Origin of the sequence: Actinomadura soli, from assembly GCF_005889715.1 — a bacterium.
Classification (GTDB): domain Bacteria; phylum Actinomycetota; class Actinomycetes; order Streptosporangiales; family Streptosporangiaceae; genus Spirillospora; species Spirillospora soli.
In genome coordinates, this window is sequence record NZ_VCKW01000307.1 from 1 (window position 1) to 8,792 (window position 8,792).

10 protein-coding genes are annotated in these 8,792 nt (G+C 67.1%); 7 read left to right on the forward strand and 3 right to left on the reverse strand.

Annotated features, from left to right (window positions below; genetic code table 11):
• The first annotated feature begins 408 nt into the window (after positions 1-408).
• Positions 409-801: a hypothetical protein gene (locus tag ETD83_RS36105; RefSeq protein ID WP_138649696.1), complete on the forward strand. Its 393-nt coding sequence runs from the start codon at positions 409-411 to the stop codon at positions 799-801.
• 239 nt (positions 802-1,040) lie between these two features.
• Positions 1,041-1,637 (forward strand): CBS domain-containing protein, encoded by a 597-nt coding sequence (locus ETD83_RS36110; RefSeq protein ID WP_138649697.1) that lies wholly within the window; start codon positions 1,041-1,043, stop codon positions 1,635-1,637.
• Positions 1,638-1,788: 151 nt separating this feature from the next.
• Here ETD83_RS36110 and ETD83_RS36115 read toward each other — a convergent pair whose 3' ends face one another.
• Positions 1,789-2,355 (reverse strand): HU family DNA-binding protein, encoded by a 567-nt coding sequence (locus tag ETD83_RS36115; protein ID WP_138649698.1) that lies wholly within the window; start codon positions 2,353-2,355, stop codon positions 1,789-1,791.
• A 226-nt stretch (positions 2,356-2,581) separates the two neighbouring features.
• Here ETD83_RS36115 and ETD83_RS36120 point away from each other — a divergent pair, with 226 nt between their 5' ends.
• Positions 2,582-2,929 carry an MmcQ/YjbR family DNA-binding protein gene (locus tag ETD83_RS36120; protein WP_138649699.1) on the forward strand — a complete coding sequence of 116 codons (348 nt, stop codon included), beginning with the start codon at positions 2,582-2,584 and terminating at the stop codon, positions 2,927-2,929.
• A gap of 249 nt (positions 2,930-3,178) precedes the next feature.
• Here ETD83_RS36120 and ETD83_RS36125 read toward each other — a convergent pair whose 3' ends face one another.
• On the reverse strand, positions 3,179-4,096 hold the full coding sequence (locus tag ETD83_RS36125) for a hypothetical protein (RefSeq protein ID WP_138649700.1): 918 nt from the start codon (positions 4,094-4,096) through the stop codon (positions 3,179-3,181).
• A gap of 417 nt (positions 4,097-4,513) precedes the next feature.
• Positions 4,514-5,275: an alpha/beta hydrolase family protein gene (locus tag ETD83_RS36130; protein ID WP_138649701.1), complete on the reverse strand. Its 762-nt coding sequence runs from the start codon at positions 5,273-5,275 to the stop codon at positions 4,514-4,516.
• 656 nt (positions 5,276-5,931) lie between these two features.
• On the opposite strand from ETD83_RS36130, the gene ETD83_RS36135 reads away from it, so the two are divergent.
• From ETD83_RS36135 to ETD83_RS44020, 4 genes are all read left to right on the forward strand, one after another.
• Positions 5,932-6,246 (forward strand): hypothetical protein, encoded by a 315-nt coding sequence (locus ETD83_RS36135; protein WP_138649702.1) that lies wholly within the window; start codon positions 5,932-5,934, stop codon positions 6,244-6,246.
• 41 nt (positions 6,247-6,287) lie between these two features.
• Positions 6,288-6,935 (forward strand): hypothetical protein, encoded by a 648-nt coding sequence (locus tag ETD83_RS36140; protein WP_138649703.1) that lies wholly within the window; start codon positions 6,288-6,290, stop codon positions 6,933-6,935.
• A gap of 616 nt (positions 6,936-7,551) precedes the next feature.
• Positions 7,552-8,472 carry an ABC transporter substrate-binding protein gene (locus ETD83_RS36145; protein ID WP_171064638.1) on the forward strand — a complete coding sequence of 307 codons (921 nt, stop codon included), beginning with the start codon at positions 7,552-7,554 and terminating at the stop codon, positions 8,470-8,472.
• 31 nt (positions 8,473-8,503) lie between these two features.
• On the forward strand, positions 8,504-8,792 hold a 289-nt coding region (locus ETD83_RS44020; RefSeq protein ID WP_205718064.1), incomplete at its 3' end, for a hypothetical protein.

Sequence of the window (8,792 nt, forward strand, 5' to 3'; positions counted from 1 at the left end):
AGCCAGCCCCATCCGGCAACACCCCCGGCCCAGCCCAGGACCACCTCGGCCCGGTGCTGCCTGGCTGGGCATTGGGCTTGTCGACTTCGCCTCTCACGTCCAGCGGCGTGGAGCTCCGTCCGCCAATCGTCCTTGCGGTCTGAGCCTGCTTGGTCGCCCGATCCGTGCGGAGCCCGCGCCGGGGGTTATCCCCCTGCCGAACTGGGGCGCGCCGGATCGCGCCCCGTTGGGGCGAAACCAGCGTTCAGGCGTGGCTTCGACCTCCCTGAGTAGGAGACGTGACATGTCAGAGGATGTCCGGTCGGACGCGCCGATAAGCCGACCCATGAGAGACGGTGGAACCTTTCCCGGCCTCCCCGACCTGGGGCGGAGTTGGCCGTGGATCCCGGCCGTCATCGCCGGGGTGTCGTGAACCTGCTGGTGGGCGGCGCCCGTGAGTTCGACTACGGCGGCATCAGCGGTTTCAGCACGACCAACTTCCGGTGGATGGCGCTCGCCCTCGTCGGCGGGATCGTCTTCGCCTGGCGGCTGGCCGGTCGCCCGCAGTCACCGCTGGAAGCCGTCCGGCCCCTGATCTCCGCGGCGACGGCCGACGTCGCGTGTTTCGCGCTCGTCACACTGAGCGGGCTGATCTTCCTGCCGGAGCAGTCCGTGGCCGAGACCATGACGACGGACGCCGCGGGACGCGCGCTACCGGTCGCCTTCCTGGTCCTTGTCGTGGCGGTCGCCGTCGAGATCATCCGGCTCACCCTGCGATGGACGGGGGCCTCGCGCGACCTTGATACGCGAGGCCATCGGTAGACCTCGTCGGAAGCGCAGGGTGTCCTGTCCGGGCGAGGGTGGCGAACTTCGAAGTAGCCCTGGTTCGTGTCGGACAGGTCTGCGCTGGAGGACGGCATCGGACCTCACCTTGCGGGCCTTGCGGCCGGACGGCGAGGCGTCACGGCCGCCGGACGACCTCGGACGATCCTGGATTAAAGGGTCAGAAGGGCACCACCCGGGTAGATGAAGGGCGTCCTCGCCGGAAGGAGGAACACGCCATGCTGGTCCGGGAGGCGATGACCTCGCCCGTCGTGACGATTCCGCCGTCGGCCACCGTCCGTCAGGCCATCCGCGTCCTCCACGAGCACGACGTGACCGCGCTGCCCGTCGTGGACGAGCCAGGGCGGCTGATCGGCATCGTCAGCGAGACGGACCTCCTGCACGACGTGTTCGAGCACGACCCGAAGGCGCTCGCGCGGACGGACGCCACCGCGGCATCTCCGTCACGACGTCGCGTGGCGGAGGTCATGACCCGCGACGTGAAGACCGCCCAGCCCAACACGGATGTCACCGTGCTCGCCGAAACGATGATGAAGACTCGGATCAAGAGCGTCCCGGTACTGGCCGGTTCCGACATCGTCGGGATCGTCACACGCCAGGACCTCATCGCGATCCTGGCCCACGACGACGCCCGAATCCGTGACGACGTCCTGGCCTCGATCGCAGAGTACGGACCGGGCGTCTCGCACTGGGACGTCTCGGTCCGACACGGCGTGGTCGAGTTGCACGGTCGCGCGGACGCGTCGGCGAAGCGGATCGCCGACGTCCTCGCGCAGACAGTGCCGGGCGTCACCCAGGTCTCCGTCCGAGACTGAGGACTCGATCCTCCGCGCGAGAACACAGCGCCGCCCGCTCCCGCGCTCCACCCGGCGGCCGAATCATCCAGATGCGACGCCATCTGCCAGACCTCGCACGCTCGACCCGCTGTCAGGCGGGCGCTGCGGCAGCGACGGGGCTCGGGCGGGCCTACTTGGAGGCTTTGGTGCGGGGCTTTGACTTGCGCGGTCGCTTCTTCGACGAGGATGCCTCCGCCTTGGGAGGCTTGGCTGCCTTGCCCTTCTTCGACACCTTCTTCGCCACCGCGCCCTTCTTGGCCTTCTTCCCTGACTTCCCGGGCTTTTGTTCGTTCTTGGCCTTCTTGGGCGACGCCGAATCGACGACGACGCTCACCGCGGTGTCCGGCACGGCGGCGGCCGCCACTGCCGGCTCTTCGGCGGCGGGGGCCGCTCCAGCCGCCTCTTGGACGGCGGCGGGACCGCTCTCGGCGACGCGGTTCCGGAACGTCTGCCCGGACCGGAACCGCGGCACCTCGGCGGCGGGCACCTCGATCGGAAGGCCCGTGCGCGGATTGCGGGCACTGCGGGCCGGGCGGGACAGGCGGTCGAACGTGCCGAATCCGGTGACGATGACCCGTTCCCCGGCGGACACCCGTTCCATCACGGTCTCGACCACGGCGTCCACGTGCCGGCGGGCGGCGGCCTCGTCGCTTCCCGCGCGTTCCGCCACGGCTCTGACCAGTTCGCTGCGGTTCATGCGCCATGCCTTCCACTGCTGTGATATGTACGGCACAGCGTAGACCTGCGTGATGTTCCGGACCCGGACATCCGCGCCGGATTCAGCGTGTCTCCCGGCCTACACCGCCGAGCGCGCCGCCCTCGGCGCCCGTCGGAGCCTGGACCGGACCCGGTCCGGACGCCAGATTCCGCCACCGCGAAGCCGCCGAAGAACCCACGACTCAAGAGGAAGTAGAGTCACTGCCATGGATGTTCGATCACGAATACGGGAAGTATGCCTTTCGTTGCCGGAGGCGACCGAGAAGCCATTTGGCGGGCACACCGCACCGTCCTTCCGAGTCCGCGACAAGTTGTTCGTGATGACCAGCGAGGACGGCCTCTCGATGACATTCAAGGCAGGTGCGGGCGTGCAAGAGGCCCTGGTAGCGGAGAACCCCGACCGCTTCTTCGTCCCAAAGTACGTCGGCAGCAAAGGTTGGGTGGGGGCGCACCTCAACGTCGAGCACGACTGGGATGAAATGGCGGAGCTCATCGAGGACAGCTATCGCCTCATCGCGCCGAAAAGCCTGGTGAACCTGCTGGATCGTGAGTAGCACACGCACCGGACACCTGCGACAGGCCGCCAAATCCCCCGAGTGGAGGCCAGCCCTCATCGCTGTCGGCGTCCCTATCGAAGACCGCCCGGACCGCGGCCTTGCCAACCTGAAGGCCACGCTCGCCGATTCTTGCACCAAGGTGCTACGGACCGAGCCGAGGGCCACTCTGAACTCCACCTTCCGAGGCGGCGACATCTGCTGCGCGCGGTTGTTCGAACAGGCAGCGACATCGATCGGGCCAGACGGTCACCGTGGCCGACGGTTCAGACGAGCCAGGCGGACGGTTATGTGCTCCATCGTTGAATTGTCCGCTTTCCATCCTCGCTGGATTAGGGTGGTCAGAAGCGCCTCCAGATAGGCTGCGGGTTGGTACAAGAAGTTCTTGTTCACGGGAAGGATGTCCCACCCCATTTCTTTGGTGAGCCAAGCGCGCCGGCGCGCGTCATGGGCCTGGGCTTCGCGACCTGAGTGGTGGCGTTCGCCGTCGTATTCCAGGCCCACGCGGAACTCCGGGTAGCCGAGGTCTATGTAGAGCCACCGCCCGTCCTCGCCCCTTACTGGCACCTGGGTCTTCGGACGCGGAAGACCGGACTCCATGACGGCCACCCGGGCCCAGCTCTCGCCGGGGGACGCGGCACCGCGATCGCTGAGCCGGACGATCTCTCGCAGCCGTTTGTTACCACGGTAACCCCGCAGACCCCGGGCCATTCTGGTGAGCTCATCGGTCTCCACTCCTCGCCGAATGAATTGATCGAGCGCTGCGACAGCCTCATAGCGGGGAAGCCAGCGGGCGCAGTCCAAAGCCGTGCGAGCGAGAGTCGTCATCCGCACACCGAACTGCTCCGTGACATGATCCGCGGGAAGTTCCACGCTTTCTGCGGTGATCTGTGACAGTGGGTTCTCGGACGATCCGGGAGTGATGAGTTCGACGTTCCAGTCGGCCTCGTCCACTCCCGGCGGTAAGAGGTCAAGGCCCCAAATCCATGCGGCAGCGCGCCGAGCGACGACGACGTCCTGGGGCAGAAGATCGCTGAGTGCGGTCGCCCGCGCGGCGAGCGAGGCGCCCTTGACGGGAACGAAGTAAATGCCGGGCCCGACGGGGACGATCGAATCGGCGGACGTTCGTTTCCAGGTGAGGCTGAATCCGTTCATGTCCTCGATCATGCCCGTCGGCCGACCACCACGTTGGCCGCGGCAAAATGTGGATAACCTCAGAACAGCGCAGGTCATTGACAGGAGGCATGATCACAGCCTTGGCCGATCGCCTCCGCCGGCCAGTTCGTCGCACGTCCCGTCAAAGGCGTCCAACGCGCCGGCGAACGGTCGGCCTCCGCACACCGCCACGACCTGCTGCGGCCACGTCCAAACCGATCCGCGTGACCGTGTTCCTTACTCCGGCGGCTATGCCCAAGCACACCTGCGGTCGCCACAGGAGGAACCTCATCCAGGAGCCTCATCAACCGCCTCCGCCCTGGCCTCCGGAACAGGAGAGTCATCGATGCCTGCCGCAACGACGCAAACCCTGCATGAGTCCAAGCCCTAGACCTGGCCCATACACCGTCCTTCGGACGAACAGCGAGTTCACCACGCCCTGGTGGAAGCGGCCTCTGCCCAATCACCAATGCGCTTGATCAGGTCGGGCGTGGCGGCAACTTCCGCATGGCCGAACGCGGGCTCTACCCACAACTCGCGCGGATCGCGTGCCGCCTCGTACAACTGTCGGCCGTGGTCGAGAGGGAAGAACGGGTCCGCGTCTCCGTGGACGACCAGCAGCGGGACCGGAGCGATCAGTCCGGCGACCTCGTACGGCGCCTCCGGTACCGGATCCCAGCCCTTTGGCGCCACACGGGTGCCACGCGCCAGTCGGACCGCCAGCCGCCCGACCCGTCGTTCGATCGCCCAGTGAACACGCCGCATCGGCACCGTCCCGCGGTAGTACCAGCGGGCCGGCGAACTGACCGAGACCACAGCGTCCACTCCGCCGTGCAATGCCGCATGACGGACGACGATGGCGCCTCCCATGGAGAACCCGGTCACGGCGACCCGCCCGTACCCTCTCCGGCGTGCGGCCGCGACCGCGGCGTCGACGTCGAGAACCTCACGGTCACCGACGGTGGAGTGGCCACCGGACCTGCCATGGCCACGGAAATCCAGCCCGATGACACCGCCGTGCCGGTTGAGGGCACCGGCGATCCGCCGGAGCATGGGCTGCCGCCACGAGCAGGTGAAGCCGTGGGCCAGGACGAAGCACAGATCACCGTCTCCCCACAGGTGACCTGCGTCGATCCGGACATCGTCAGCGGTGTAGAGCGTGAGGGGTTCGGGAATCACCACGGTTCCCATGGTCGGTCATCGCCGTCCGCCACGGCACACCCTCCGGCGGCACCCTCTTCAATCTGGCCGACTCGCCCCGAACGATGGATGGGCATGAACCACCTGGGACGACATCAGCCCGACCCGGGGCAGGCGCTGCTGGAGCCGTACGACACGGCGCTCCCCAGATCTACGGCTATCTGCTGCTCCGGTGTGGACCGGCATGCACTGACAGCCCACCACTGGCGGCGCGTCGCACGGGAGGCACGCAGACTCCAGGTCTTGGACGGAGGTGCCCGGGAGCCTGGGCAGTCCCGGCCGTGCCCCAGGCCCGCAAGCAGGCCCAGAAGAGGTGACCGGAGCAGGTACCGCAAGCCCAGTTGGCCGAGCAGGTGTTGGAGCCGCCCCGGATGACGAGACCACTGAGCACCTCGGAAATGACCGATATGAGAAGACCGCTGAGAGCGAGGGCAACTCCGCAACGGGCACCGCTGCAAGACCAAAACTTCATCGCAGTGTTGATCGCCTGATTGGATCAGCGAGGCTGGGATGGTTTTTGTCCTAGCTTGTGCGCATTGGGTGGAGCGGGTGCCTTGGGTGGGCTGAACAGATGGGTTGCTGGGTAGATAGTCGAACGTGTCTGGAGGGCTGGTTGATCGACGGGCTCGGACGGCGGGTTGGCTGCTATGGGCAGCAAAGACCGCGCGCTTCCACTGAAGGCGGGCGGGAGTGGGCGGACGACCGGTGTCCGCCGTGCCGAGTTGCCGGACGGTCCCGCGGAGCGCAGGCGTGAGACCGAGGAGTACGCGCGTCAGGCGATGGTCTCCTCGGCGCGAGCGCATGACCGGGCAGCAATTCTGCTGGAACAGATGGCGGCGGCCGATCCAGTGGAGTCCGAGGTGCACTTGCAATCGGCTGCCAGGCATCGCAGGTGGGCGGAAAACGACCGGAAGCTGGCGGAGCAGTACACGACCAGGGGCGCAGAACCGGACGGTTTGTGAATTCTTGCGTGGCGCGGAAGGCGCCTAACGGAGGACGGTGGATGAACGTCGATCGACAAGCGTTGACAACGGCCCGTCGTTCGTTGCACGGAGTGGCCGAACTGGTGCTCGCCGGGCCGCAGTACAGGCAGAGCGGAACGATCCGGCTGAGGATCCTTCAGGGCGGGTTCGGCACCGTCCAAGACCCTGACCTGCGGGTGAACGGGACAGAGCTTGTGGCCGGTGACCGAGAGATCCCGTTGAACGGCGCCACCTGCAGAGAACTCGCCGCAGCGGCGGGCATCGATGCGGGTGGCGTGGAGGACCTCTACAAGGACGGCAGCGGCGTCGGGCCGGACGAAGTCCTCGGCGTCGACGCGCAGGCAGCGCAGTACATCGCAGCGTGCTTCGGCCGCGGTCATGAGGCTCTCACCAGGTTTGCCCCGGAATCCATGCCAGTGCTTTGGCCTGAACACTTCGACGTGGGGGTGAGCCTCGACGAGGTCAACTTCGGCGTAAGCCTGGGCGACGACTACTTGGACGAGGCTTACGCGTATGCCGCGCCCTGGGAGCCGCGTCGGGGTTCGTTCTGGGACGCTCCGTTCGGAGCTGCGCGGCCAATGCGGCTGCTACCCGAAACCGCTGCCCTGCATGACTTTTTCGTGGAAGCCAGGCGCCGAGCCGCAACCGACGACCAACGCCGCCCCTGAACGGGCACCTTCGTCCCTTCATGTCGACGATTCCTCGCAAACCATCCCGCTGACGGGCCTGACGGCAGTGGGTACCACGGAGGCCACCCAAGGCGGTGTAGTCAAGGCGGCGGTAGTGCCCGTGGTGGTAGCCGAAGCGGTGGAGGTGGCCAGGGCCATGTGGGGTCAGCGCGGGCGGCCGTGCCGTCGCGGCGGTACGTGATCTGGGCGGTGGCCAACGCTGTTCCGTGCTCGGTAACAGCGGCCAGTGCGGCATGGGTGATCAATTCGTGGTGCTGCTCGGGCTCCCGGGCGGCCGCGCCGTGGCGCGTCGTGCGTCATGGGTGCGGTGACGCCGCTTGGCCTCGATGCGGGGGCGTGCGGTGAGTGCTCACGCCGTACAGGCAGGAAGGGAACTATCTCGCTCCTAGCAGGACAGATCCGGATTCGGCGGCTGATACCGTTACGGTGCTGCGCGCCAGGAGCGAAGTCCGGTGTAAACCCGGCGCTGTCCCGCAACTGTGGAGCCCGAAAGGGCCGAGCCAGGTCGCCTCCTCGCGCGCCGACGATTTTCGACCTCGTGGAAGGGCGATCCGTCATGAGCGGGCCGCGGCTTCCCTGCAGCCAGGAGGCTTCAGTGAGACCCGTACGTTCCCTCGTCGCGGTGATGGCGATCGGCGTCGTCACACTCGCAGGTGCATGTGGCGGCGACGACGGCAACACCAAGAACAGCACGTCAGGCGCGAAGACCGTCACCGTTCAGGCCGGAAACGGGGCGGTGAAGGTCCCGGCCGGCCCGAAGCGCATCGTGTCCCTCTCCCCCACTCACACCGAGACCCTCTTCGCGATCGGCGCCGGGTCGCAGGTGGTCGCGGTGGACGACTACTCGAACGTCCCGGCGAACGCGCCCCGCACGAAACTGTCCGGTTTCAAGCCGAACGCCGAGGCGGTCATCGCGTACAAGCCCGATCTCGTCGTCCTGTCCGATGACCTGAACGGCATCGTCAAGGCGCTGGAGAAGGTCAAGGTCCCGGTTCTGCTGGAGCCCGCGGCGACCAAGCTGGACGAGGCGTACGACGAGATCAACGACCTCGGGCAGGCGACCGGGCACGCCGAAGAAGCGAAGAAGCTCGTTGACGGTATGCGTGCCGACATCCAGAAGACCGTCGCAGCATCACCGAAGGCGAAGGGGCTCACCTACTATCACGAGCTCGACAACCAGCTTCACTCCGTGACGTCCACGACCTTCGTCGGCCAGGTGTACGCGCTGTTCGGCCTCCGCAACATCGCGGACGCGGCCGACAAGGCGAGCGGCGGGTATCCGCAACTGTCCCGCGAACACCTGCTCAAGCAGGACCCGGACCTGATCTTCCTGGCCGACACCAAGTGCTGCGGGCAGAACGCCGCCGCGATCGCGAAGCGGCCCGGCTGGTCGGACCTGGACGCGGTCCAGAACAAGGGTGTGGTCGAACTCGACGACGACATCGCCTCCCGGTGGGGTCCCCGACTGCCCGAGTTCGTGAAGACGATCGGCGGCGCGGTGCAGAAGGTCCAGTGATCATTGCCTCTGGCGTGATGGACGGCCGCTCGTGAGCCCTCAGCGCCGCCGTTCCGGGAACGTCCCGGCCGACCGACGTCCGGCCGGGACGTCCCTGGACGTCCATGCAGACCTCGACCCGGACGGCAACGCGGACGTCTCTGGCATCGAAGAAGTCCCCGCTGGCGATGAGGACGTCCGGGCAAGTGGCAAGGACGTCCGCGCAAGTGACGAGGACGTCCCCGCAGACGCTGAGGACGTCTCCGCAAGTGGCGAGGACGTCCGTGGGTGTGTTGGGGACGGGTCGTCGAGGGCCGCGGGTGGTGGAGACGTCCTTGGGC

What these genes read in the sequence shown, in the direction of transcription:
- ETD83_RS36125 (WP_138649700.1), bottom strand. Translation starts at nt 4,096, where the DNA reads ATGATCGAGGACATGAACGGATTCAGCCTCACCTGGAAACGAACGTCC.
- ETD83_RS36140 (WP_138649703.1), top strand. Translation starts at nt 6,288, where the DNA reads ATGAACGTCGATCGACAAGCGTTGACAACGGCCCGTCGTTCGTTGCAC.
- ETD83_RS36120 (WP_138649699.1), top strand. Translation starts at nt 2,582, where the DNA reads ATGGATGTTCGATCACGAATACGGGAAGTATGCCTTTCGTTGCCGGAG.
- ETD83_RS36110 (WP_138649697.1), top strand. Translation starts at nt 1,041, where the DNA reads ATGCTGGTCCGGGAGGCGATGACCTCGCCCGTCGTGACGATTCCGCCG.
- ETD83_RS36130 (WP_138649701.1), bottom strand. Translation starts at nt 5,275, where the DNA reads ATGGGAACCGTGGTGATTCCCGAACCCCTCACGCTCTACACCGCTGAC.
- ETD83_RS36115 (WP_138649698.1), bottom strand. Translation starts at nt 2,355, where the DNA reads ATGAACCGCAGCGAACTGGTCAGAGCCGTGGCGGAACGCGCGGGAAGC.
- ETD83_RS36135 (WP_138649702.1), top strand. Translation starts at nt 5,932, where the DNA reads ATGGGCAGCAAAGACCGCGCGCTTCCACTGAAGGCGGGCGGGAGTGGG.